This window comes from Pedobacter cryoconitis (assembly GCF_014200595.1).
Lineage (GTDB): Bacteria > Bacteroidota > Bacteroidia > Sphingobacteriales > Sphingobacteriaceae > Pedobacter > Pedobacter cryoconitis_C.
Genome location: NZ_JACHCG010000001.1, coordinates 127,954 through 150,698, shown reverse-complemented (window position 1 = coordinate 150,698; position 22,745 = coordinate 127,954). Strand labels below are relative to the sequence as shown.

Annotated in this window: 22 protein-coding genes; 8 read left to right on the top strand and 14 right to left on the bottom strand. The window is 38.9% G+C overall.

Annotation, left to right across the window (positions count from 1 at the left end):
* Positions 1-3 precede the first annotated feature (3 nt).
* Complete coding sequence (locus HDE70_RS00710; protein ID WP_111632164.1) at positions 4-291, top strand: LapA family protein; 288 nt, start codon at positions 4-6, stop codon at positions 289-291.
* 6 nt (positions 292-297) lie between these two features.
* Here HDE70_RS00710 and HDE70_RS00705 read toward each other — a convergent pair whose 3' ends face one another.
* Positions 298-1,257 (bottom strand): MBL fold metallo-hydrolase, encoded by a 960-nt coding sequence (locus HDE70_RS00705; RefSeq protein WP_183887422.1) that lies wholly within the window; start codon positions 1,255-1,257, stop codon positions 298-300.
* 37 nt (positions 1,258-1,294) lie between these two features.
* On the opposite strand from HDE70_RS00705, the gene HDE70_RS00700 reads away from it, so the two are divergent.
* Positions 1,295-3,928 carry an SEL1-like repeat protein gene (locus HDE70_RS00700; RefSeq protein WP_183887420.1) on the top strand — a complete coding sequence of 878 codons (2,634 nt, stop codon included), beginning with the start codon at positions 1,295-1,297 and terminating at the stop codon, positions 3,926-3,928.
* A 30-nt stretch (positions 3,929-3,958) separates the two neighbouring features.
* Here HDE70_RS00700 and HDE70_RS00695 read toward each other — a convergent pair whose 3' ends face one another.
* From HDE70_RS00695 to ispE, 4 genes are all read right to left on the bottom strand, one after another.
* Positions 3,959-4,351: an ACT domain-containing protein gene (locus HDE70_RS00695; protein ID WP_183867484.1), complete on the bottom strand. Its 393-nt coding sequence runs from the start codon at positions 4,349-4,351 to the stop codon at positions 3,959-3,961.
* A 71-nt stretch (positions 4,352-4,422) separates the two neighbouring features.
* Positions 4,423-5,589, bottom strand: a complete 1,167-nt coding sequence (locus HDE70_RS00690; protein ID WP_183867483.1) for a trans-sulfuration enzyme family protein — start codon at positions 5,587-5,589, stop codon at positions 4,423-4,425.
* 4 nt (positions 5,590-5,593) lie between these two features.
* Entirely contained in the window at positions 5,594-6,010 is a 417-nt protein-coding gene (locus tag HDE70_RS00685) for an OsmC family protein (RefSeq protein WP_183867482.1), read from the bottom strand.
* Positions 6,011-6,016: 6 nt separating this feature from the next.
* A complete protein-coding gene (gene ispE / locus HDE70_RS00680) occupies positions 6,017-6,820 on the bottom strand; it encodes a 4-(cytidine 5'-diphospho)-2-C-methyl-D-erythritol kinase (RefSeq protein WP_183867481.1) in 804 nt (267 codons plus the stop codon).
* 125 nt (positions 6,821-6,945) lie between these two features.
* Here ispE and HDE70_RS00675 point away from each other — a divergent pair, with 125 nt between their 5' ends.
* The 5 genes from HDE70_RS00675 (at position 6,946) to HDE70_RS00655 (ending at position 13,816) form a co-directional block, all read left to right on the top strand.
* Positions 6,946-7,740 carry a thymidylate synthase gene (locus tag HDE70_RS00675; protein WP_183867477.1) on the top strand — a complete coding sequence of 265 codons (795 nt, stop codon included), beginning with the start codon at positions 6,946-6,948 and terminating at the stop codon, positions 7,738-7,740.
* A complete protein-coding gene (locus HDE70_RS00670; protein WP_183887418.1) occupies positions 7,737-8,222 on the top strand; it encodes a dihydrofolate reductase in 486 nt (161 codons plus the stop codon). The genes HDE70_RS00675 and HDE70_RS00670 overlap by 4 nt, the downstream gene beginning before the upstream one ends.
* Positions 8,223-8,334: 112 nt before the next feature.
* Positions 8,335-11,280, top strand: a complete 2,946-nt coding sequence (secDF, locus tag HDE70_RS00665; protein ID WP_183867475.1) for a protein translocase subunit SecDF — start codon at positions 8,335-8,337, stop codon at positions 11,278-11,280.
* A 200-nt stretch (positions 11,281-11,480) separates the two neighbouring features.
* Positions 11,481-12,836 (top strand): alpha-L-fucosidase, encoded by a 1,356-nt coding sequence (locus HDE70_RS00660; protein WP_183887416.1) that lies wholly within the window; start codon positions 11,481-11,483, stop codon positions 12,834-12,836.
* A 113-nt stretch (positions 12,837-12,949) separates the two neighbouring features.
* Entirely contained in the window at positions 12,950-13,816 is an 867-nt protein-coding gene (locus HDE70_RS00655; protein ID WP_183887414.1) for a hydroxymethylglutaryl-CoA lyase, read from the top strand.
* 20 nt (positions 13,817-13,836) lie between these two features.
* Here HDE70_RS00655 and HDE70_RS00650 read toward each other — a convergent pair whose 3' ends face one another.
* The 3 genes from HDE70_RS00650 to fbaA form a co-directional block, all read right to left on the bottom strand.
* Entirely contained in the window at positions 13,837-14,259 is a 423-nt protein-coding gene (locus HDE70_RS00650; RefSeq protein ID WP_183867472.1) for a GNAT family N-acetyltransferase, read from the bottom strand.
* Entirely contained in the window at positions 14,237-14,725 is a 489-nt protein-coding gene (locus tag HDE70_RS00645) for a low affinity iron permease family protein (RefSeq protein WP_183867471.1), read from the bottom strand. Before HDE70_RS00645 ends, HDE70_RS00650 begins: the two co-directional genes overlap by 23 nt.
* Before the next feature lie 122 nt (positions 14,726-14,847).
* Positions 14,848-15,927 (bottom strand): class II fructose-bisphosphate aldolase, encoded by a 1,080-nt coding sequence (gene fbaA / locus HDE70_RS00640; protein ID WP_068402559.1) that lies wholly within the window; start codon positions 15,925-15,927, stop codon positions 14,848-14,850.
* Between the two features lie 253 nt (positions 15,928-16,180).
* Between fbaA and accD the strand changes: the two genes are divergently transcribed.
* The gene (accD, locus tag HDE70_RS00635; protein ID WP_183867470.1) at positions 16,181-17,026 is read left to right on the top strand and encodes an acetyl-CoA carboxylase, carboxyltransferase subunit beta; all 846 of its coding nucleotides are present in this window, start codon (positions 16,181-16,183) and stop codon (positions 17,024-17,026) included.
* A 115-nt stretch (positions 17,027-17,141) separates the two neighbouring features.
* Here accD and HDE70_RS00630 read toward each other — a convergent pair whose 3' ends face one another.
* The 6 genes from HDE70_RS00630 to HDE70_RS00605 all read right to left on the bottom strand — a co-directional run bounded on the left by HDE70_RS00630 (position 17,142) and on the right by HDE70_RS00605 (position 22,709).
* Entirely contained in the window at positions 17,142-17,699 is a 558-nt protein-coding gene (locus HDE70_RS00630) for a porin family protein (RefSeq protein WP_183887412.1), read from the bottom strand.
* A gap of 70 nt (positions 17,700-17,769) precedes the next feature.
* Positions 17,770-18,417, bottom strand: a complete 648-nt coding sequence (locus HDE70_RS00625; RefSeq protein ID WP_183887410.1) for an outer membrane beta-barrel protein — start codon at positions 18,415-18,417, stop codon at positions 17,770-17,772.
* 223 nt (positions 18,418-18,640) lie between these two features.
* Positions 18,641-20,929, bottom strand: coding sequence for a GH92 family glycosyl hydrolase (locus tag HDE70_RS00620; RefSeq protein WP_183867570.1), 2,289 nt, complete (start codon positions 20,927-20,929; stop codon positions 18,641-18,643).
* A gap of 38 nt (positions 20,930-20,967) precedes the next feature.
* On the bottom strand, positions 20,968-21,660 hold the full coding sequence (locus HDE70_RS00615; protein WP_183867467.1) for a basic secretory protein-like protein: 693 nt from the start codon (positions 21,658-21,660) through the stop codon (positions 20,968-20,970).
* Positions 21,661-21,879: 219 nt separating this feature from the next.
* Positions 21,880-22,086 carry a hypothetical protein gene (locus HDE70_RS00610; protein WP_183867466.1) on the bottom strand — a complete coding sequence of 69 codons (207 nt, stop codon included), beginning with the start codon at positions 22,084-22,086 and terminating at the stop codon, positions 21,880-21,882.
* Between the two features lie 92 nt (positions 22,087-22,178).
* On the bottom strand, positions 22,179-22,709 hold the full coding sequence (locus HDE70_RS00605; protein WP_183887408.1) for a GNAT family N-acetyltransferase: 531 nt from the start codon (positions 22,707-22,709) through the stop codon (positions 22,179-22,181).
* Positions 22,710-22,745: the final 36 nt, after the last annotated feature.

Genomic DNA, 22,745 nt, shown 5'->3' with positions numbered 1-22,745 from the left:
CTCATGCGTACTAAAACCATCCTGATCATCATTATAACTGTGTTAATCACCATTTTTCTGATGATGAATACAGACGCAGTACAATTCGACTTTATATTCGTAAAAAAGGACATTTCTAAATTACTGGTTGTAGGAATATGCACATTTGCCGGGTTCCTGCTGGGTTATTGGGCAGGCCGTCCGAGAACTGTCATCAGTACTTATGATAGAAATGAAGATGAAATCCTTCCCGTTAATTCACCTCCTGTAAAAGGTACTTTGAGTGACGAAGACAGAGATTATATCAGTTAAGCCTTTTTACAATTCAAATACGTCGTTATACCTTGCAATATGGAACCCGCTTTTAAGGACGGTTTTGGTCTGTCCGCTTTCCGGGTTCAATAAAGGATTGGTATGGTTCAAATGGATAAAGTAGATTTTATCTTTTTCCTTTAAAGGCAGGTTTTTAAATAGCTCCATACTCTCCACCACCAACGGATGCGGAATTTCAGTAATCGGTCTGTTGTTCATCTCCGCGGCATCATAAAATGTAGCGTCAATAAATGCGTAATCTACCTTCTTGATTTCATCCACAATATTTTTATCCCATTTTGACCATTTGTCAATGTCCGGGATAAACAATGCTTTTTTATTTGGCCCTTCGATCTGATAACCTGCTGTTTCAGAAAACTCATCCCGGTGCGGGACTTTAAAAGCTGTTACTTTAATATTGGAAGACAAAGTGTTTATCTGTCCGTTCTGAATAGGTTTGATGCTGATGTTATTCAAAGTAACCAGCTGACTCCATGGCCCGTTATGTTCCAAAAAAGACTTCATTTTTGGCATGGCATAAACAGGTACTTGTTTAGCATTCAATGCTTCCCTGCCCAGGTACATTAACCCAGTATAATGACCAATATGTGCATGCGTGATAAAAATACCGTCAGGAACTTCTTTTGTACTGAATTCAGAAGCTTTTTTAAGTGCTTTCAGCTGAAAGGTAAAATCTGGGGTAGCATCAAATAACCAGTTTAATTTATTTTCCGGATCAATGACCCCTAAGCAGGAAACCATACGGGTTGGATCTGGATGAATGAACAGCTCTTTACAACATGCTTTAGTACAGCCAATGTGCGGTGATCCTCCATCCTGCACATTACCCAATACAATAATGGATGGTGTAACAATTTTTAATTTAGCTTGCGGATGGATGATTGACTGTCCGTTTGCCTGGATAAAAATCAATGATAGTAGTACTATAGCAGCTGATATTTTCATAGTTTCGCCAAAGTAGATAAAAATAATTATTTAACCTATGTCCCACAGAGTATACTTGTATAACACCAGTGAACCGGATGCTTATAATGACCAAAGCATAGAAATGATGGAATGGGGATATGAACTTTCTATTCTGCTTCACCCATTATTAGTCAGTGACGGTCGTATCATTGCAGACAGTAATTTTGATGTCCATCTTAGTTTTAATCCGGAGGAACCAGAAGATAGCCCTGTTCTTTTTTACCATGCTGCGGCAGGTATAGAAAATTTCAAACGATTCTACAATTTCATCGAAAAGTATCAGGATGAATTAATTAATAACACCGAAGCTTTTCAACTCGCTAAAGAAAATCTTTTTAAATACCTGGATGGCTTAGACCAGCCTTACTTCTTACTCAATGCCTCTGATGTATTTAACATGAGTGAGGAAACACATGGCGATCAGGCACAGGAATGGCTGGAAAACATCAGATACAACAATGCAATTCTCACCAATGCAATGGATACTGATGATGTCTCGCAGTTAAAACTTTCTTTGTTCTCCAAGTTTACGGGCCAGGGTTTCACAGATTTCAAAGCATTGTTGAATTACGAAGCATATGACTATGGATGGGCAATGATTGATCATCCTGAACCTGAAGACGCAGAAATTTTTGAAGAAAACGGACTGAAGGGATTAAAAGATGGAACAGGAAAAATTTTGATTGCTCCGGTTTATGAGCACATTTATGATTTTAGTTATGATGATATTGCTGTGGTCTCCACAGGCGGTCAGTTTGGCTATGTGAACAAAAGTGGTCAGGAATTTATAAAGCCTCAGTTTGACGATGCCTTTGATTTTGAAGGGGATTACGCGGCTGTAGTCAAAGCAGATCAGTATGGCTTAATTGATAAAAAAGGATCAGTTGTTCTTGATTTCCAATATCAGGATCTGACAGATATACTTTCTGACGGCAGCTATTTCACAGCCCGGTTAAATAATAAATGGGGAGTAATTGATATAAAAAATACAATTCTCATTCCTTTTGAACATGAAGAGTCTATAACCTCGGATGATTACGGATCTACCTTTACAACTCCTGTTCCAGATAAAGAGACCAAATTAATCTATACTAACCGCTTTGTATTGCTAACTCAGGGTGACCCCCATTTTGTGAACAGCTTTAATATCCCTGAGGAATCTTATCTCTACGAACTCATCAAAAGCGAAAACACAACAGAGAATTTATTGTACAATGATCAGGCACAACTGCTGATCAGCGGTTATGAAAAGATAAAAGAAAACCTTTATACCATTTTCATCCTTAAAAGGCAGAAAAAACAAGGTTTAATCAATTATAAAGGCGAGCTGCTTCTTGATTTTGTATATGATAAAATTGAAAAACTTGACTTGGTTTTAAACGAACCAATTCAGCTTTTATATCCGGTAATACCTGATGAAGCGAAGGATGAATATTGCACATTTTTCAAAACCAAAAAGGGTAAGAAATATGGAATTTATCTTTCAGTGGGTAATTTTAATCAGCAAATCACTGAACTGCTCTATGATAAAATCAATGTCTTGAATCAGACTACCCTTGCTATTCAGCAAAATGGTTTATGGGGTATAGTCAATCCATTCGGGAAATCTCAATCACCTGTTATTTATGATTTTATCATCAGCAGCAATGATCACGAAGATTCTTGTTATGCTTATAAAGACAATAAAGTCTATTTGATTAATCAAGAGAAGATCACTGATGCCGACCCGCAAATATTGCAGGAATATATTGATTCGAATAATGAATATGGCTATTACTATTTTAATGAAGATCAGGCTACTCATCTTCAAGCCTTCATCAATAAAGGTCTTCCGCCGGGAGATTCGCTTTATAACCAGGCAAAAGCATTACTGACAACAGCAAAAACAGCGGATGTAGCAAAAGCTGTCAGACTTTTTCAGGAGGCCGTAGCACTGAATCATGCACATTCTATGAATGATCTGGCTCTTATTTATGAAGATGCGGATGACCTTTATCCGGAATATAAAAACGAAGAAGCATCCTTTCAATTATTTTTGAGCTCAGCAAAAGCAGGTTCTGTTGTCGGAATGTACAACACAGGTATTTGTTATTCGGCTGGTATGGGAATTCCGCCGGATGAGCTGCAAATGTGCTATTGGTATACAAAGGCCTTTGAAGCAGGTTATCAGCCAGCAGCTTTTAAGCTCGGGACCTATTACTATGACGTTATGCCAAGAACCCATGAAAATTATGAACTGGCTTTAAAGTATTATTTGATAGCAGAAAGAGAAGGTGAAAATGTCAATGTTGAATTAGGGTGGCTATATAACCATCTTGGCGACACTGTTAAAGCACTATGTTATTTAGTAAAGGCAGCTGCCGATAATGAAAGTTATGCCTATTGGCAACTCGGTACTTATGCGCAAGATGGAATAGAAATGAAAGTCAATATCCCACTAGCCATTGACCGTTATAAAAAAGCAGCAGAATCAGGCTATGAAGAGGCTAACCTGAATTTATTCGAAGTTTACACTTATGTCCCTGGTTTTGAAAACAAGATTTTAGCAGAAGAATATAGCAGAAAATTAAAAGCCTCCGGATTTGAGATCCCGGTACCGAAACAAACCCTTCTGGATAAGTTCATCAATATATTCAAAGGTAAGAAGTAACAGATAAGAGGAACAGATGATAATTAATAATTAAGCGGAGAAGGTATTTAAAACATCCATAGCTTTCTCCGTATCATTTTTCCCAACAAAGATATGGTCATGATAGTAAGCAGCGATTACATTACAACTGATCCCCGCTGCTGAAAGCGCAGTAGAAAAGGCTGCGGTTAAACCAACTGCTGCTAAAGAAGAATGAACGGTCAGGGTAATCCAGGAGAAAACAGCAGTATATTCAAATCCAAGCTTATCCGCCAGCTGCTGCGTGATGATAATGGTTATCCCCTCTTCCTCTTTAAAAAACAGGATAATTTCTTCAAGAGGCACTGTACCTAAGTCCGTTATCGTACAAAAAACGTAATCACCCGTATGGTGTACCGGCTTCATTGTTTTCAATAACTTGCTTAAATCAGTTTCTCCTGCCATTTGTTCGTTTATAAATCATTTAATAAAAAAAATGGTTATCCTCCAAATGAGGATAACCATATCCAGATTGTTTAGCTCAATGCCTGCTCAATATCAGCAATAATATCATTGATATGTTCCAGCCCGATAGAAAGGCGGACAGTTCCCTGCTCAATACCCACCTGCAATCTTTCTTCTTCCGTAAGTTTAGCATGGGTACTTGTTGCCGGATGTGTAGCAATAGAACGGGTATCGCCAAGATTTGCTGAAATAGAAAACATCTTCAGTTTATCCATAAAAATACCTGCTGCTGTTACACCGCCATTGATAGTTAACGTTACAATACCACCACCCAGCTTCATTTGCTTTTTAGCAATATCATATTGCGGGTGTGAAGGTAAAAATGGATATCTGACCTGCTTAACTTTAGGATGCACTTCTAAAAACTCAGCGACTTTTAAAGCGCTTTCACAGTGTCTGTCCATACGAACAGCCAGTGTTTCTAAACTTTTAGAGAGTATCCATGCGTTAAATGGTGACATTGCCGGCCCGCTATGTCTTGCGAAACCTTCAATTTGCCTGATCAATTTATCAGAACCTAAAATCACACCACCTAAAGTACGTCCCTGGCCATCGATAAACTTCGTAGCAGAGTGTATAGAAATATCAGCACCATATTTTAGCGGCTGCTGTAAATAAGGGGTCGCAAAACAGTTATCAACGATTAGTAATATATCATGTTTTTTAGCCAGCTGACCAATCCACTCCAGATCAATAATATCAATTCCAGGGTTAGAAGGTGTTTCAACAAAAATCACTTTAGTATTTGGCTGAATACCATTTTCCCACTGTTCTTTTTTATCCAGGTCAGCATAAGTATAAGAAATATTCCATTTAGGAAAAATCCCATTCAACAACTGGTGAGAAGAACCGAAAACAGAACGGCTTGATAAAATATGATCTCCTGCACTCAGAAAAGTAGCAAAGGTGGTAAAAATAGCGGCCATCCCTGTAGCAGTTACCCAGCCTGTTTCAGCGCCTTCCAGTGCTGCCATCTTTTCAATCAGCTCTGAAGTATTAGGATTTGCATAACGGCTGTAAACATTTCCTTCTTTTTCATTCGCGAACAATGCGCGCATCTCTTCGGCATCGTCAAACTTATAACTCGAAGTTAAGTAAAGGGGTACTGAATGTTCTTTATACTGACTGCGTTCAGTTTGCAAACGGATGGCCAGGGTTTCAAAATTATCTTCTTGCATGATATTAATTATGGATAGTGTATGAAAAGTTGATGGTCGCTGAACGGCCTAAAATATTTGAAACTGAACAGTATTTATCAAAAGTCAGCGCTAAAGCTCTTTCTACCTTTTGTTCATTCAGATTTCCGTAAAGACTAAAATGGATATCAATCACCTCAAAAATCGGAGGGACTTCCTCATCCTTACGTGTCGCGTTTATTTTGATTTTAATATCGTTTAGTGGCTCTTTCTGTTTGGTCAGTACATTCACCACATCAATCCCGCTGCATCCGCCTAAGCCAACCAGTAACATTTCCATGGGCCTGAAACCTTTGCCTTCCCCGCCTATCTTAGGATTTGCATCCAGTTCGACTGTTTTTCCTCCCGAATTTTCGGCTTCAAAATTGAATAGACCGCTCTTACGTATTAAGTTGATTTCCATTGCTAGCTAAATATTATAAAACACTTTATTGTCTTTTTCCAGTTGCGGTAATGTTACTGCCCCCTCAAATATCGCAAATACACTTGAACCGCTGCCACTCATTAATGCAAATTTTGCACCCGCGTGATAAAGCTGCTCTTTTATTTGAGAAATCTCAGGATATTTGGAGAAAACAGAATGCTCAAAATCATTTTTCAACGATTTTCGCCACTCACTTACAGGAAGTTGAATCAGTTCTTTTAATCCGGTTTCCGGAAATATGGGTTGTAACGTACCAAATGCTGCTGCTGTAGCCACATGTACCGGAGGTTTAACCAAAACCATGAAATATCCGGACAGATCCAGGCTTAACGCAGCAAAGCGGTCTCCCTTTTCTGTAGCAAACACGGGTTCATTCCTGATAAAAAAAGCACAATCCGCACCTAAAATTCTCGCGTAATCTTCCATTGCTGCTATTGTCAAACCTAATTTAAACTTAGTATTTAACAACTTAATCAGAAATGCGGCATCAGCTGACCCACCGCCCAAACCTGCGCCAACCGGAATATTCTTTAATAAGGTGAGCTGCTGAGCAGGTATATCGAAATCTTTCTGAATCAGGTTAAATGCTTTCAGACAAATATTATCAGTCATTTCACCAGGAATATCAATCCCTCTGATCTGACAGGAAGTCTCCGCAGCATCAGTGATTTCTAATACATCATATAGCCTTACCGGGTAAAAAACTGTCTCCAGATTATGATATCCGTCAGCTCTTTTCTCAATAACATTTAAGCCCAGATTTATTTTGGCATTTGCGAATGCGAGCATTGGCGTGTTTTTAAAGGTATGGATCGCAAACTTACAAAAGGAAGGAATATTCTGCCCTATTATATTCGCCTATTTTTTACATTATTTGTTTTAGTTTTGTATTTTAAGCGAAATTATCCTCCAACATGAAACAATATCTGGACTTAATGCAATACGTGCTGGACCATGGGGCACAGAAACACGACCGGACGGGAACAGGGACCATCAGTACATTTGGCTATCAGATGCGTTTTAACCTTCAGGAAGGTTTTCCTATGGTGACCACAAAAAAATTACACCTGAAATCAATCATCCACGAGCTGATCTGGTTTTTGAAAGGTGACACCAACATCAAATACCTCAAAGACAATAATGTCAAAATATGGGATGAATGGGCAGATGAAAATGGGAATTTAGGCCCGGTTTATGGTTCGCAGTGGCGGTCATGGCCAACACCAGACGGCAGACTGATCGATCAGATCAGCAATATCATCCACACCATTAAAACGAATCCGGATTCAAGAAGGATTATTGTTTCGGCATGGAATGTAGCTGATATTGACCAGATGGCTCTTCCTCCATGTCATGCGCTCTTTCAATTTTATGTGGCCGATGGCAAATTAAGCTGTCAGCTTTATCAGCGCAGTGCGGATATATTTTTAGGTGTACCTTTTAATATCGCTTCTTACGCTCTGTTAACCATGATGGTGGCTCAGGTATGCAACCTTGAATATGGTGAATTCATCCACACTTTGGGTGACGCACATTTATATAATAATCATATTGAACAGGCAAAACTGCAATTAAGCAGGGACACCAAAACTTTACCTGTCATGGAAATCAACCCGGAAGTCAGAGACATTTTCAGTTTCAAGTTTGAAGACTTCAACCTGAAAAACTACGAACCACATCCGCACATTAAAGGAGCAGTTGCCGTATGATCGTCTCTATCATTGTTGCCATTGCTGAAAATAATGGAATAGGAAAGAATAATCAACTGCTATGGCACCTGCCAGGTGATCTGAAACACTTTAAGACTACAACCAGCGGTCATACAGTGATCATGGGCCGCAAAACATTCGATTCTGTAGGGAAACCACTTCCCAATCGCCGTAACATTGTAATTACCCGTGCTGCTGACCTGGAAATACCAGGAGTAGAAGTGGTCAATACACTGGAAGCAGCCATTGCGCTTTGCGACCCTAACGAAGAAGTCTTTATTGTAGGCGGTGCACAGATCTATAAAATGGCGATGGATATCACCGATAAAATCTATCTGACGGTTGTTAAAGGCCATTTTGATGCAGATACATTTTTCCCGGCCATAGACCCGGATATCTGGAAAGAGGAAAGCAGTAACAGCTATGAGCCGGACGAAAAAAACAACATTGGTTATACAATTTCAACTCTTGTTCGAAAATAGTTCCCAAACCTCAATAAATATTATATAAGGCTGACTATTAATTAAAAAATTAATTAGATTTGCCGACTTGTTGAAAAAAATATACAGCATAGACAAATAATTACAAACAAAAATGCAAGGTAAAGGTTTCATTAAATTTATGGCAATACTATTAGGTATTGTCTGCGTGTATTCCCTCTCGTTCAATTTCGTTACGTCGAAGGTAGAAAAAGACGCTAAAGCGTATGCTAAAGGCGATCTGACTAAGGAAAAAGCTTATTTGGACTCCATGTCAACCGTCCCGGTTTATCCAATATTCGGGTTTGACTATCAGTTCTGTAAAGGGAAAGAAATCAATTTAGGTCTTGACCTTAAAGGTGGTATGAACGTAACGATGGAGATATCGTTAGGTGAATTGGTAAAATCATTAGCAAATCATACAGATGATGCTAATTTTAACAAAGCACTTGCTACTGCCCAAACTCAGCTGAATGCTGGTGGTAAAGATTTCATCAGTTTGTTTGTCAATGAATTTGAAAAAATCAGCCCGAACGTAAAACTTGCAGATTACTTCTCTAACCAGGATAACGCGCAGCAGTTAAAAGCGAATGCAAGCAATGCTGACGTTAAGAATTACTTATCGAAAGAAGCTACCAGCGCAATTGACCGTTCATTTATCATTATCAGAAGCCGTATTGACGGATTTGGTGTGGTAAGTCCTAACATGCAGAAACAAGAAGGTACTAACCGTATCCTGATTGAGATGCCAGGTGTTCAGGATAAAGAAAGGGTTCATAAATTATTACAAGGTTCTGCGGAATTACAATTCTGGCAGGTGTATCAAAATGAAGAGGTTTACTCAATCATGGAGAACATCAATAAAACCCTTGCCTCTACTTTAAAAGATACAGCTGCGGTAACCACCGTAAAAGATACTGCTGCAAAAGGAAAAAGTGCACTGGCTAACTTAGCTAAGAAAAGCACTACTGGAAAAGATTCTGCTGACTTAAAAACAAAAGAACTTTCGAAATCTAACCCATTGTTCGCTTTATTGAATATCCCTACTTACCAGAATGAAAAAGGACAGCCTGCTTTACGTCCTGGTCCAACTGTTGGATGGGTTGCACAAAAAGATACTGCTAAAGTAAACTCTTACTTCAGAAGACCAGAAGTTGTTTCTATCGTTCCTCAGAGTTTCAAATTCATGTGGAGTGTAAGACCAATGGATGGTACTAAAGTTTTTGAACTTTATGCAATCAAATCTGTATCTCCGGATGGAAAACCTGATTTAGGTGGAGAAGCTATCAGTGATGCCCGTCATGATTACGATCAGAAAGGTAAACCTGAAGTGACCATGTACATGACTGGTGAAGGTGCACAAAAATGGAAAAAAATTACAGCAGAAGCTTCTGCTGATCCAAATAACAAAAAATCTATTGCAATCGTTCTGGATAACGCAGTTTACTCTGCTCCTACTGTTCAGAATGAAATTCCTAACGGTATCTCTTCCATCACTGGTAACTTTACAGTGAATGAAACACAGGATTTAGCAAACATCTTAAAAGCAGGTAAATTACCAGCTCCGGCACGTATTGTTGGAGAGTTTGTAGTTGGCCCGTCTTTAGGAGAAGCAGCGATCCACAATGGTTTACTATCATTTGTATTGGCATTCATCGTGATCCTTGTGTTCATGGCGTTGTACTACAACAAAGCAGGTTGGGTAGCTAACCTTGCCTTAGTGATCAACTTATTGTTCATCATGGGTATCCTGGTTTCACTGGGCGCGGTATTAACCTTACCTGGTATTGCTGGTATTATTTTGGTAATCGGTTTATCGGTCGATGCGAACATCCTGATCTTCGAACGTGTAAGAGAGGAATTGAATCATGGTAAATCAACTGCTGTAGCAATCAAGGAAGGTTTCAAACATGCAATGCCTTCTATCATTGACTCGAACGTTACGGTATTAATTTTAGGTGTTATCCTTTACGCATTCGGTAGCGGCCCGGTTCAGGGTTTTGCAACTACTTTATGTATCGGTATCCTTTCTTCTTTATTCTGTGCGGTATTAATCTCACGTTTAGTGTTCGAAGGTTTATTGAACAAAAATGCCAATATCACTTTCGGTAACAAAGCAACTATTCACGCCTTTAAAAACATCGCGTTTAACTTTGTTGGCCGCAGAAAGATTTATTATACAATTTCTTCTATCATCATCATCTTAGGTATCATTTTCTACTTCAAAAACGGTGGATTAAGATTAGGTATTGACTTTAAAGGTGGAAGGACTTACATCGTTCATTTCGATAAAGGAATGGATACTGAAGATGTAAAAGCAAAATTAGCCCCAAGCTTCCAGAATGAAGAAATTCAGGTTAAAACTGCTGGTGCTGACAACGAATTAAAAATCACGACTACTTACCATATCGCTGACCAGAATGCTGGCGCTGATAAGATTGTAGAAGATGCATTAAAAGCTGGTTTAGCAACAACAGGAGCTAAATACACTATTGAGAGTAACCAGAAAGTAGGGCCAATCATTGCGAGTGACCTTGTTTCAAGTGCTTACACAGCAATCTTGTTCTCTTGTCTGTTGATGTTTGTTTACATCATCGTCAGATTTAAGAAAGTAAACTATGGTTTAGGTGCGGTTATCGCATTATTCCATGATGTGTTACTGGTATTATCATTCTATACTATCCTTGATGGTGTTTTACCATTCTCTTTAGAGATTGGTCAGGATTTCATCGCGGCGATCTTAACAGTTATGTCTTATACCATGACTGAAACAGTAGTTGTATTTGACCGTATCCGTGAGAAACTTGCAGAGACTGGTAAAGATGACTTATATGGTGAAGAACGTAATACACTAATCAACTTCGCGTTGAACAGTACATTAAGTCGTACCATCTTAACTTCATTAACGGTATTCTTCGTATTACTTGTAGTCTTCATCTTCGGTGGAGAAAGTATCCGTGGATTTATCTTCGCGTTATTAATTGGTCGTGTTATCGGTACATACTCTTCATTATGTATCTCTACTCCAATTGTAATCGACTTAGGCAAGAAACACGCCTAAGTAAAATCATATCATTTAAAAGCCTTCTTCTGGAATCAGAAGAAGGCTTTTTTGTTTTTAACCTCTTTCATTACCAATCCATTCCATCCCAATAGCGTTGATCATTTAGCTAATTTCAGTTAATCATTTCAGGCCGGATTTCTTTTCTTTTGTATAGAAGCTAAAACAGAACCCAACCAGCTAACCTAAATCTTAGAAAAATGATAGTAAAGAAATTAAAACTATTGCTGCTGATCATCCTGCTCTGCGGCCCCAGTCTTTTCGCACAAAAGATGATCGGTAATGAAACTGCGGCACAAAAACAGAAACGAATGGAATGGTGGACACAAGACCGTTTCGGAATGTTTATTCACTGGGGCCTCTACGCACAGCCAGCCAGACACGAATGGGTAAAAAGTATAGAAGGTATATCAAATGAGCAATACCAGAAATACTTTGATCAGTTTAACCCAGATCAGTTTGAACCAAAAAAATGGGCTAAACAGGCTAAAGCAGCAGGCATGAAATATGCCGTACTCACCACTAAACACCATGAAGGATTTTGTCTTTTCGACACCAAATTCACCGACTATAAAGCGACCAATACACAAGCCAAACGTGACCTCGTTAAAGAATATGTGGACGCTTTCAGAGCAGAAGGAATCAAAGTAGGTTTTTATTATTCCCTGTTAGACTGGCATCATCCGGATTATACGATGGACGAAAATCACCCGCTGGTGCGAAAAGATAAAAGTGACGAAGCTTATGCCCGCCTAAACAAAGGCAGGGATATGGCGAAGTACAGAGCTTATATGCGTAACCAGATTACCGAACTATTAACCAAGTATGGAAAAATAGATATTCTATGGCTGGACTTCTCTTTCCCTAAACCAAACGGAAGAGGCAAAGGGAAAGATGACTGGGCTTCAGTTGAGCTGCTTAAGCTGATCAGAAAATTACAACCCGGTATCATAGTAGACAACAGACTGGATCTTGGCGACTATAAAGATGGCGCTGATTTTGAAACGCCGGAACAAGTGAGCACAGCAGAACTTGCAAAATACAAGGGAAAAACCTGGGAAACCTGCCAGACCTTTTCTGGTTCATGGGGATATCACCGTGACGAGAATAGCTGGAAAACCCACAAACAATTATTGGATCTGCTGATTACTTCAGTCAGTAATGGCGGTAACCTGATCCTGAATGTCGGCCCTACTGCAAGGGGCGAATTTGATCACAGGGCTACTAGCGCACTGGATAGCCTGAGCCAATGGATGCACGCGAACAACAAATCCATTTATAACTGTACTTACGCACCCGAAGGATATAAAACACCAGAAGACAGCAAACTGACCTATAATCCAACCACAAAACGTTTGTATGTACACCTGTTTGACTATCCAACCAATGGCAAACTAATATTACCGGGCTATCAGGGCAAAGTTAAATATGTCCAGTTTTTAAATGATAGTTCTGAACTGCTTTACAAAGAAAAAGGATCAGATGATCTGGTAGTTACGTTGCCCACTAAAAAACCAGACTTCTCAATTCCTGTTATTGAGTTAATCCTGCAATAAACCCACCTTACTAAAAGGCAGTTTTTCCATTGCGAAAAGCTGCCTTATTTCTGTTATTTCGTATTTTTACTTACATTGAGCCGTTCCACAAATAACCAGCGTGCACTAAATGTATGAGTCAGAAAGCTATTAAACTAATCGAATGTCCGAGAGATGCCATGCAAGGCATTCATGATTTTATTCCTACAGATTTAAAAGCAGCTTATATCAATTTGCTTTTGCAGGTTGGGTTCGATACCATAGATTTTGGCAGCTTTGTTTCACCAAAGGCTATTCCACAGCTTACCGATACCAAAGAAGTTTTAGCCCGGCTGGATCTGAGCAACACCCAAAGCAAATTATTGGCTATCGTAGCCAATCTTCGCGGTGCTGAAAACGCGATGCTCTATCCTGAAATCGACTACGTAGGTTTTCCGTTTTCCATTTCTGAAACTTTTCAGCAAAGGAATACGAATTCCAGTATTCAGGAATCATTGGCTACCGTAGAACAAATGCTGGAGTTATGTGATAAAAATCAGAAGACTGCTGTAATTTACCTGTCTATGGGCTTTGGTAATCCTTACGGAGATGTTTATAATACAGAAATTGTAGAACAATGGGCATCCGCATTGGTCACAAGAGGCACTAAAATACTTTCCCTCTCAGATACCACAGGAGTTTCTACACCAAAAAAAATTGAAGAGCTACTTCCACTGCTGCTCCGGACTTTTCCGGAAACAGAAATAGGACTGCATTTACACAGCACTCCTGAGACACGTAATGAAAAAATAGAAGCTGCTTACAAGAATGGGTGCAGACGTTTTGATAGTGCCTTAAAAGGCTTTGGAGGTTGTCCGATGGCGGCCGATGACCTGACTGGTAACCTTGCTACCGAACAACTGATCAGTTATCTTCAGACACAAGGGGAAACATTGAACCTAAACCTTGATAAATGGCAGGAGGCGATGTTGTTGTCCTCGAAAGTATTTCAAGGAATGTAACCTCACCTGCTACCAATTATTTATTTCTTAACCATCCTGAAGTGTTGTATTCCAGCTTCTTCGAACTGTTCGCCTTCCACTGCAAAGCCAAACTTCGCATACAAGCTAACAGCTTCCACCTGCGCGTTTAAATAGATCGAGCTGGCACTATCTGGTATATCAGCTAAAGCAGCAGCTACAAGCGCCTGTCCTACCCTTTTACCTCTGTATTCTTTTAATACCGCAAACCGTTCTAATTTATAGCCATTTTCGGTTTTCCGCCATCGGCAGGCACCGCAGGGATGATTATCCAGTAAAGCCAGGAAATGATGAGAAACATCTTCATTTTCCCATTCCAGTTCCGGCGGACAGCCCTGTTCCACCACAAAGACTTGTTTACGAATTGCAAATGCACTTTCCAATTCTTCCTGCGTCCTGATCTTATTTACCTGAAGTAGTTCCATGATGTTTAGGTTTAAATAAATGCTTCGCTTTCATTGCACTAACTTCCTGCGCTGCATCAATAGAGTGAGAACAATGAATATCGGTTTCTTGTTTTGCTAATGCTGATAATGTGACATAGAACTTATGTAACTGATCTAATTCAGCCTCTGTTAAGTCTTCAATATCCACCATCCTGTTACTTGCGCGTTCATGTGCAGCCAATAGTTCATTCAGTTTAAGCTGTATCGCCTTGCCGTCTTTGTTCTGAGCTTTCTGGATTAAAAAGACCATTAAAAAAGTAATAATTGTTGTTCCGGTATTAATCACCAGCTGCCAGGTTTCCGAATAATGAAAAACAGGGCCGCTTACTCCCCAGACAATAACAATTAACAAAGCAATAATAAAGGCCGAAGAGCTGCCTGTAAATTTGGTTGCAGCATTAGAGAACTGCTCAAATAAGCTATTTTTCTTTCCCGGGGTTTTCATAGATAAGTTTTTCAGCTAATTTGACGATTAAAACCCATTTACAACGTATAAACGGATAAAATAAATCATAAAAAAAAACGCTTCAGATTGACTCTGAAGCGCCTTAAAGATTTTTTCTTTACTTATAATTTATCACTTGCGTTTCTGCAATTCAAATCTTCAAAAGCCTGAGTTAAACGTTTAACAAATGCTTCTTCCCCTTTGCGTAACCAAACACGTGGATCATAGTATTTTTTATTTGGTTTATCATCTCCATCAGGATTTCCGATTTGTCCCTGAAGATAAGCTTCATTTGCTTTGTAGTAATCCAGAACGCCTTCCCATAATGCCCATTGCATATCAGTATCAATGTTCATTTTGATTGCACCATAAGAAATAGCTTCTCTGATTTCTTCCTGAGAAGAACCTGATCCGCCATGGAATACAAAGTTAATTGGTTTTTCAGCTGTTAATCCTAATTTCTCTTTGATATAATCCTGAGAGTTTTTAAGAATTACCGGTTGCAATTTAACGTTACCTGGTTTATAAACACCGTGAACATTACCAAAAGCAGCAGCAACAGTAAATTTATCACTTACTTTACTCAATTCTTCATAAGCATAAGCTACTTCAGAAGGCTGAGTATATAATTTAGAGCTATCTACATCGCTATTGTCCACGCCATCTTCTTCACCACCAGTTACACCCAGTTCGATTTCGATAGTCATGCCCATTTTAGCCATACGGGCTAAATATTTAGCTGAGATTTCCATGTTTTCTTCAATTGACTCTTCAGAAAGGTCCAGCATATGTGAAGAGAACAATGGTTTACCAGTTTCAGCAAAGAATTTTTCACCATGATCTAACAGACCGTCAATCCATGGCAATAATTTTTTAGCTGCGTGGTCAGTATGTAATACTACCGCAACACCATAGTGTTCCGCTAGTAAATGAACATGTTTTGCGGCAGATACTGCGCCTAATACACATGCATTTAAGTTATCATTATTCAATGTCTTACCTGCATAAAATTGCGCGCCACCATTTGATAACTGGATCATGACTGGTGAATTCACCGCTTTAGCAGTTTCCATAACCGCATTGATGGTATTTGTTCCGGTAACATTAACAGCAGGCAATGCAAACTGATGTTTTTTAGCCTGCTCAAATAATTCCTGAACAGCATCTCCGTAAATTACGCCTTTATAGCCTTTTAAACTCATTGTTATTAGATTTTGTTTAAGCCGAAGTTAGGAAAAATATTAGCCCGGGCAAACCTTAGCTGGTATTATTTTCATTGTATCAATTATTGTCATAGATGATTATTTCAATTGCTATATCAATATAGCAATCACTCATGCCTTAATATTTTATAAAAATAACCCTGCTAAACTATTATAGAATTTATACGAAATCTAGGTTAAGCTGTTCTGATTTTTTTTCGTTTCTTTGTAATCGCATTTTTCAACGAATAACATGGCTTGGTTTAAGAGAGAAAAAAAAGGTATCAGTACGCTGACAGAAGAAAAAAAAGAAGCGCCGGATGGCTTATGGAACAAGTGTCCTAATTGCAAGAAAGCATTACACAGCGCGGACCTTATCGAAAATAAATACGTTTGTCACTATTGTGATTATCATTTGAGAGTTGGTTCCAAAGAATATTTTCAGGTATTGTTTGATAACAACGAGTTTAAAGAACTTTTTGCTGACCTGACTTCAGGTGACCCGCTTAACTTTACAGACAGCAAACCTTATACAGAACGTTTGGTTGACACGATGGCTAAAACAGGCCTGAAAGACGCTATCCGTTCAGCAGTAGGTAAAATTGAAGGAGAAGAACTGGTAATTGCCTGTATGGATTTCAATTTTATTGGTGGTTCTATGGGTTCTGTAGTAGGAGAAAAAATCGCGAGATCTATCGATTACAGTATCAAACATAAAATCCCATTCTTAATGATCTCCAAATCAGGGGGGGCCCGGATGATGGAAGCTGCATTCTCATTGATGCAAATGGCAAAAACATCTGCTAAATTAGCTTTGCTGAACCAGGCAAAAATACCTTATATCTCTTTATTAACTGATCCGACTACCGGTGGTGTAACTGCATCTTATGCGATGCTTGGTGATATTAATATTGCAGAACCAGGTGCACTGATTGGATTTGCAGGCCCGAGAGTAATTAAAGAAACGATCAAAAAAGACTTACCAAAAGGTTTTCAGACTGCTGAATTTGTGCAGGAACATGGTTTCCTTGACTTTATTGTAGACAGAAGGGCGATGAAATCCAAGCTGGCTACCTTCCTTAAAATGGTAAAGAACTAGATAACTTGTTGCCTGTTGATCAGGCTTCGCTATACTTAAATCCCCTGTGGAATGGAAGCTTTAATAGCTCTTTATTCCACAGGGGATTTTTATTTGCTCCTTACAGGCCGATTAATTATAAATAGAATTGGATCCCTAAACGGGGGCTAAAAAAATCACTTCCGAAACTGAAAGACTGGAAGTCACCTATGCTTTTATCCCTTGAAAACTGAAATCCTGAAAATGACAATTCAATCCCAATCTTTTTGGATGGAAACAGTGCAAATCCCGGAGACAAAGCTGCGGTATAAAAATTACTCTTAAAATCTTTTTCTCCTTTTGCAGCATCAGCATCGCTGGCTTTAATATTCCGCCAGTTTGCAGAGGCTTCCAGCTGACCAAAAAATTTAAATTGCGGTGTGATACCAACATAATATCTCCCAAATGGGCTTACACTTACAACATAAGCTTTTCTTCGTACAGATCCTATTTCTCCCCCATCTACCAAATTCTGGGTATAACCAGTATGCACATATCCTAACCCGGTTCCTATCACCACATTATCCGTCACAAAAATCCCCACCGTAGGATTGATTCTTAAGCTAGTAGATCTGTTTGTCATGCCGGTACCTTTGAAGCTGTTAAAATTAGCATAACCTCCTAAAAGTATTTTTCCTTTTTCTGTCTGCGCCATGCAGCTAACTGATATTGATAGCAAACCAATAAAAATTAATACTATTTTCTTCATATGATACAGCTCAGGACTAGAAATGAAATTGAATACCAATTTTTGGCGCGAAAAAGTTCGTTCCTAAATTGAAAGCATTAGTCTTATTCACATGATGCGAGTTCTTATTCTCGGTTTTATTCCAGGCATAAGATAGCCCATCTAAAGAAAGCTGTATCCCAATTCTTTTGGTAGGAAAATACGCGAAACCAGGCTCTATACTTACCCCTATCGACGTAGTTTTAGAATTTGAAGCAGGAGCAACACTAACAGCCGGACTAGTCGTTCCAGTTGCCGACTCCAGATTTCCCCATTTCATTGGAACAGAAAACTGACCAAAGAATTTGAACTGATCAGATATATTTATATAATGCCTGATAAAAGGGCTCACCATAAAATAGTCAGTTGTATTTTTCTGACTCAAAACATACTGTGTTTTTTCACTGCTCTTCTCTGTTAGCCTTGAATAACCAATCCCTACACCCAATGCCAGATTATCCTTCACGAAATAACCTATACTTGGAAGCAGCGTTAAGCTATTCTGCTTATTTTCCATAGCATCGTTATTACTTTTGGAGTTGGAATAACCTATTGCCCCTCCTACTATAATTTTACCTTTTTCAGTTTGGGCATTAGCTGCCAGAGCAAATGCAGAAAGCATCGCCAGTGTTAATAATTTTCTCATACAGTATTTCATTTGTGTAATCAATATTAAACATAAAAGATGATAATTAACATTTTAAATTAAAATAAATTTATCAATACAACAATAAAATATCATCAATAATTAATTGAGCTCAAATAAAGCCATAAAAAAAGCGGTTACCCGCCTCATTTAACTATAAATGAGACAAATAACCGCTTAATCAGTATTTATTCCGGTCAGCTATGCTGCCAGAACCGTTTAATTATTTCTCTGTTGACATAGAATATGGGAAATCACTTTCCGCAGTTCCCCTGGTCTTGTTAGGCGCAGCAGTCATATCGAAATCCAATGTAGCCCCTTTAACTAAATCAGAGTGGCTTAACCAGTTTTTACCATAAGCCTTACCGTCGTATTTCAACGCATTGATATACTTGTTATCTACACTGTTTGCCGCAGCATTGATCACAATCTGTTTTCCATTATCCAGGTTCACCGTTACTTTTTTGAATAAAGGTGCACCAACTACATATTGATCAGTGGCAGGTGTAACCGGATAAAAGCCCATAGCAGAGAAAACATACCAGGCAGAAGTCTGCCCGTTATCCTCATCTCCACAATAGCCATCAGGCGTAGCCTTATACATTCTGTTCATCGTTTCTCTTAACCAGTACTGAGCTTTCCAGGGTTGTCCGGCATAGTTATACAAGTAAATCATGTGTTGTATCGGCTGATTACCATGCGCATACTGGCCCATGTTCGCAATCTGCATCTCTCTGATTTCATGAATTACAGAACCATAATAACTTGCATCAAAAACAGGAGGCATTGTAAATACTGAATCCAGTTTCTCTACAAACTTGTTTTTACCACCCATTAGCCCAACCAGGCCATTTACATCCTGGAAAACTGACCATGAATAATGCCAGCTGTTTCCTTCTGTAAAAGCATCACCCCATTTAAACGGGTTAAAAGGCGACTGGAATGAACCATCCTTATTCTTTCCGCGCATTAAGCCCGAAGAAGGATCAAAAAGGTTTTTATAGTTCATTGCTCTTTTCTTATAGATATCAATTTCAGCAGCTGGTTTTTTAAGTGCTCTTCCCAATTGATAAATCGTAAAGTCATCATAAGCATACTCTAATGTTCTGGCTGCATTCTCATTCAGTTTAACATCATAAGGCACATAACCCAACTCATTGTAATACTTTACACCAGCTCTTCCAACGGCTTCATTTGGCCCTTCATTATTCGCCCCATGTTTCAGCGCTTCAAATAAACTCTCAATATCATATCCGCGTAACCCTTTGATGTAAGCATCCGCAACTACAGAAGCAGAGTTGTTACCAATCATACAATTTGCATAACCAGGGCTTGACCATTCAGGTAACCATCCACCCTCTTTATAATCATTTACCAATCCCTGCTGCATTTCCTTATTGATTGCAGGATAAACCAGGTTTAAGAATGGATACAGCGCTCTGAAGGTATCCCAGAAACCCGTACCAGCAAACATATACCCAGGCATAGTTTTACCATTGTATGGACTCCAGTGAACAATTTTATTATTCGCGTCTATCTCATATAATTTATTCGGGAAAAATAAAGTGCGGTATAAACTCGAGTAGAAAGTACGCGTCTGATCAACAGTTCCGCCTTCGATAGAAATCTTACCTAAAGTTTTGTTCCATATCGCTCTTGACTTTTGCTGTGTAGCTTCAAAAGTATCATTTGCCAGTTCTCTCTTTAAACTGATTTCGGCTTGTTCAACACTGATAAAAGACGAAGCGACTTTCATCCCTACCTTTTCTCCTTTTTCAGTCTTAAATCCTATGATTGCACCAGAATGATCACTTTTCAGCTCCAGTGTATCTTTTGCCAAAGTATTTCCGTGCCATGTATTTGCAGAAGAAATAGCCTTATCAAAGTAGATAACAAAGTAGTTTTTAAAATTAGCAGGCAGCGGGCCGCTTGCATAACGTGTGCTGTATCCTATAACTTTTCTTTCCTTCGGGATAACTTTAATATATGATCCCTTATCAAAAGCATCAATCACTACATAAGAACTATCAGACTTCGGAAAAGTAAAGCGGAACTGAGCTGCACGCTCTGTAGGTGTAATTTCAGTAGTTACATTCGCATCAGCCAGGTATACACTGTAATAATATGGCTTTACAATTTCTGCCTTATGAGAGAACCAGCTTGCACGCTCATCCTGGTTGAATTTCATTTTACCAGTTACCGGCATCACCGAGAATTGTCCGTAATCGTTCATCCAAGGAGAAGGCTGATGTGTTTGTTTGAATCCTCTGATTTTATCAGCATCATAAGTATAAGCCCATCCGTCACCCATTTTACCAGTTTGCGGAGTCCAGAAATTCATTCCCCATGGAACTGCAATTGTTGGATAAGTATTACCATTAGACAGGCTTGGTTTACTTGCCGTCCCCATTAGCGGATTAACCCAGTCTACCGGGTCCGTCACTTTACCTGCTTGCTGCGCCAGTACAGGCATAGCAGCAGAAATAAGTAATGCTGATAAGAAATGTTTCATCATTTGTTTTGTGTGGTTTTATAGCGTATAATATTATTCTAAATTATTGGATTTTCTGTATAAGAAGCCCATAATTCAGGCAAAGTTTTTGTCGTTTGTGTTTTCCAGAATTCTTCATTGTAGGTATGCGCTCTCATCTGCTGATCCAGCACTTTGACTATTCCCTGATGATGTACTTCCAGCCAGGCCAGAAACCTTGCTGTAATACGATAACCGTTATCATAGTTCTGTCCGGCTTTATAATCAGGGAGTGTCCATTTAGCCCCTGCATTGTCAACTCCATATTTATAACGTACATAGTCAGCTATTCCTTCTGTGATCCACCATGGACCGGCGTTGCTGCCATAATTCTGTACAATATGCATCACCTCATGCGTAACCACATCTATATCTCCGGGATGCTGTTTAAACCAGACCGGGCTATAAGCAACAACAGTTCCCTGGGTTGCAGCCACTCCTTTATAGGAGGTATCGATTACAAAAGTGATTTCCTTTGCTGTCTTTTCATTGTACGCAGCTTTTAAAGCCGGATAAACTTTAAAAAAGGTTTCAATCATCCTTTCTTTGACTACGGGCGAAAAACCTTTGTCCTGATTGATAAAGGTTAATTTCAAACCTTTTTTATAGACAACTTCTTTGTCTTTAAAAGTTTCCTTTTTTTGAGCAGATACAACGCTGGTGAGCGAGAAGAATAGTAAGCTGCTTACAGCTAGAGTACGGATAGGATTCATATATGGTTAAAGAATTAAAAACGATTTAGCAAATCAATAAACACCTATTATCCTTTTCATACAATAGCCAAATCTATCCCCTAATGTAATGGAGAAAACCTTAACAGACAAATAAATCCGGTAATATTTACGGGATAGAATTCATTAAATTCCCGTTTATAAACAAAAAACCCTGAATCAGCTGTTGAATCAGGGTTTTCTTTAGAAATAATATTTTTATCAGAAATCTCTTCCAGGTGTAGTACCAGGCTCATGACCTGCACCTAAAGGCTTATTTTTTCTTTCAGGTCTGTTCGCAAACGCAGATCTTCCAGACTCTGACTCAGAAGATGTTTCGCCACTGCTCAAATCTTCATCCTTGTCAGTTTCTTTATAAACCGTTTTCTTTTTTTCTTCTTCGTGATCGTGCTTTTCCGGAGTATTCATAACCAATGTTTTAATTAAAAATTATTGACAATTGAATACACAACAAGCCGGAAAAAATATAGTTTCTATTATTTTATAATAAATAAAAGCAATTACAAAGGATGGTATAAATAAACCTGTTTTTTGACCCTGCGGATAATCTCATTAAAATACAGTTCTTCTCTTTCCGGTACATTGGTCATCAGCACTAACGAATGAGAAACATGAGAATCATGATAAGAAGGATGGAGATAATCGAAAGGTAAACAAACCAATCCCAACCGCTCATAAAAACCAATTCTACGTACCGCATCCACAGAAGCAGGAGGCTCAACCTCTAAAAGCAACTTCCGGTTGACCATGAAATCTTTCATCACGCGTTCCCCAAATTTCTTTCCTCTGTTTACCGGATCAATCGCCAGATGTTCAATAAAACACCAGTCATCAAATTTCCAGCTGGTTACAAAACCAATCGCTTTTTCTTCTTCCAGAATTACCTGCATAGACATTTCCGGAACTGTGCCGATCATTTTTAACAGTTGCTCCCAGTTTCTGCGTTCTTCCATTGGAAAAGCAGCATGATACAACTCCTCCACAAAAGACAGATATGGGCTCTCATTATTCTCTATAGCTACGTATTGCATAATTGTGCTAAAAAAAAAGCCCTGACCGCTGGTCAG

Bases quoted from the DNA above. Each gene is read 5' to 3' on its own strand.
- HDE70_RS00710 (WP_111632164.1), top strand. From the start codon at position 4: ATGCGTACTAAAACCATCCTGATCATCATTATAACTGTGTTAATCACC.
- HDE70_RS00705 (WP_183887422.1), bottom strand. From the start codon at position 1,257: ATGAAAATATCAGCTGCTATAGTACTACTATCATTGATTTTTATCCAG.
- HDE70_RS00700 (WP_183887420.1), top strand. From the start codon at position 1,295: ATGTCCCACAGAGTATACTTGTATAACACCAGTGAACCGGATGCTTAT.
- HDE70_RS00695 (WP_183867484.1), bottom strand. From the start codon at position 4,351: ATGGCAGGAGAAACTGATTTAAGCAAGTTATTGAAAACAATGAAGCCG.
- HDE70_RS00690 (WP_183867483.1), bottom strand. From the start codon at position 5,589: ATGCAAGAAGATAATTTTGAAACCCTGGCCATCCGTTTGCAAACTGAA.
- HDE70_RS00685 (WP_183867482.1), bottom strand. From the start codon at position 6,010: ATGGAAATCAACTTAATACGTAAGAGCGGTCTATTCAATTTTGAAGCC.
- ispE (WP_183867481.1), bottom strand. From the start codon at position 6,820: ATGCTCGCATTCGCAAATGCCAAAATAAATCTGGGCTTAAATGTTATT.
- HDE70_RS00675 (WP_183867477.1), top strand. From the start codon at position 6,946: ATGAAACAATATCTGGACTTAATGCAATACGTGCTGGACCATGGGGCA.
- HDE70_RS00670 (WP_183887418.1), top strand. From the start codon at position 7,737: ATGATCGTCTCTATCATTGTTGCCATTGCTGAAAATAATGGAATAGGA.
- secDF (WP_183867475.1), top strand. From the start codon at position 8,335: ATGCAAGGTAAAGGTTTCATTAAATTTATGGCAATACTATTAGGTATT.
- HDE70_RS00660 (WP_183887416.1), top strand. From the start codon at position 11,481: ATGATAGTAAAGAAATTAAAACTATTGCTGCTGATCATCCTGCTCTGC.
- HDE70_RS00655 (WP_183887414.1), top strand. From the start codon at position 12,950: ATGAGTCAGAAAGCTATTAAACTAATCGAATGTCCGAGAGATGCCATG.
- HDE70_RS00650 (WP_183867472.1), bottom strand. From the start codon at position 14,259: ATGGAACTACTTCAGGTAAATAAGATCAGGACGCAGGAAGAATTGGAA.
- HDE70_RS00645 (WP_183867471.1), bottom strand. From the start codon at position 14,725: ATGAAAACCCCGGGAAAGAAAAATAGCTTATTTGAGCAGTTCTCTAAT.
- fbaA (WP_068402559.1), bottom strand. From the start codon at position 15,927: ATGAGTTTAAAAGGCTATAAAGGCGTAATTTACGGAGATGCTGTTCAG.
- accD (WP_183867470.1), top strand. From the start codon at position 16,181: ATGGCTTGGTTTAAGAGAGAAAAAAAAGGTATCAGTACGCTGACAGAA.
- HDE70_RS00630 (WP_183887412.1), bottom strand. From the start codon at position 17,699: ATGGCGCAGACAGAAAAAGGAAAAATACTTTTAGGAGGTTATGCTAAT.
- HDE70_RS00625 (WP_183887410.1), bottom strand. From the start codon at position 18,417: ATGAGAAAATTATTAACACTGGCGATGCTTTCTGCATTTGCTCTGGCA.
- HDE70_RS00620 (WP_183867570.1), bottom strand. From the start codon at position 20,929: ATGAAACATTTCTTATCAGCATTACTTATTTCTGCTGCTATGCCTGTA.
- HDE70_RS00615 (WP_183867467.1), bottom strand. From the start codon at position 21,660: ATGAATCCTATCCGTACTCTAGCTGTAAGCAGCTTACTATTCTTCTCG.
- HDE70_RS00610 (WP_183867466.1), bottom strand. From the start codon at position 22,086: ATGAATACTCCGGAAAAGCACGATCACGAAGAAGAAAAAAAGAAAACG.
- HDE70_RS00605 (WP_183887408.1), bottom strand. From the start codon at position 22,709: ATGCAATACGTAGCTATAGAGAATAATGAGAGCCCATATCTGTCTTTT.